Below are 1,016 nucleotides of genomic sequence, written 5' to 3'. Positions count from 1 at the left end.
TTACCCAGAAACGGACGTTGAGATCTCTGAGCAAGAGTACTTCGACAACGGCATTCTAATGATTGCAATGGTTCGTGCTGGGGTTGAACTGGCATTTGAAGCGATGACAGCTTCTGGAATCATCGATGAATCAGCGTACTACGAGTCTCTACATGAACTTCCGTTGATTGCTAATACTATCGCACGTAAGCGTCTATATGAGATGAACGTGGTTATCTCTGATACGGCTGAATACGGTAACTACCTATTTGCTAACGTAGCAACGCCTTTATTACGTGAGAAATTCATGCCTTCTGTTGGTACAGATGTTATTGGCAAAGGCCTAGGTGAAACGTCTAACCAAGTGGATAACGCGACTCTTATCGCAGTGAACGAGACTATCCGTAACCACCCAGTGGAATACATTGGCGAAGAACTACGTGGCTATATGACGGATATGAAGCGCATCGCGGTTGGTGGCTAATTCTCTTCGCTGTACAGCATTGAAGATATTAAATGAACTCCAGACAGATTGGAGTCGATAAATACAAAAAACACGACATCTAATTAAAAGGCTTGGTCTCCGTTGACCAAGCCTTTTCGTTTTTAGTCGATTTGTCCATGTGCTGATAAGAAAAACGCTCCTGTCGAAGGAGCGTTTAGGGGCTTATTTATCAGCTAGCTTTTCTTCAAGCTCGGCTAATTTCTTTTCCATTTCCGTCAGCTTTTGACGCGTGCGTAGTAAAACTTGAGTTTGAACATCAAATTCTTCGCGGCTTACTACATCTAGCTTATTTAGTTGGCCTTGGATTACTTGGCGAACTTTTTGATCAACGTCTGCGCCTAGCTCTTTTACTGGTGCTGGCATTGAGTCATGAATTTGTTTAGCAATTTGCTCTAATTTCTTTGGGTCAAACATAGTGGCTAAAACTCCTTTTGATTTGCCGACATTCTAAGTAAATGATACGGGAAAGTCGCCATTTAGATGGTAAAAAAGAGAGCAGCAATAAAAAAGGCCACCGAAGTGACCTTTTTCT

1 protein-coding gene and 1 pseudogene are annotated in these 1,016 nt (G+C 42.3%); one reads left to right on the top strand and one right to left on the bottom strand.

The window, feature by feature from the left end:
• Positions 1–463, top strand: a pseudogene (locus R7E00_RS25325) (ketol-acid reductoisomerase); the annotation flags it as partial.
• A gap of 183 nt (positions 464–646) precedes the next feature.
• Here the strand turns inward: R7E00_RS25325 and ubiK are convergent.
• Entirely contained in the window at positions 647–898 is a 252-nt protein-coding gene (ubiK, locus tag R7E00_RS25320) for a ubiquinone biosynthesis accessory factor UbiK (protein WP_005487540.1), read from the bottom strand.
• Positions 899–1,016 lie beyond the last annotated feature (118 nt).

It is taken from the genome of Vibrio sp. Vb1755 (genome assembly GCF_033338635.1).
Lineage (GTDB): Bacteria > Pseudomonadota > Gammaproteobacteria > Enterobacterales > Vibrionaceae > Vibrio > Vibrio alginolyticus.
The sequence above is the reverse complement of the archived record's forward strand: the minus strand, read 5'-3'. Positions and strand labels throughout refer to the sequence as shown.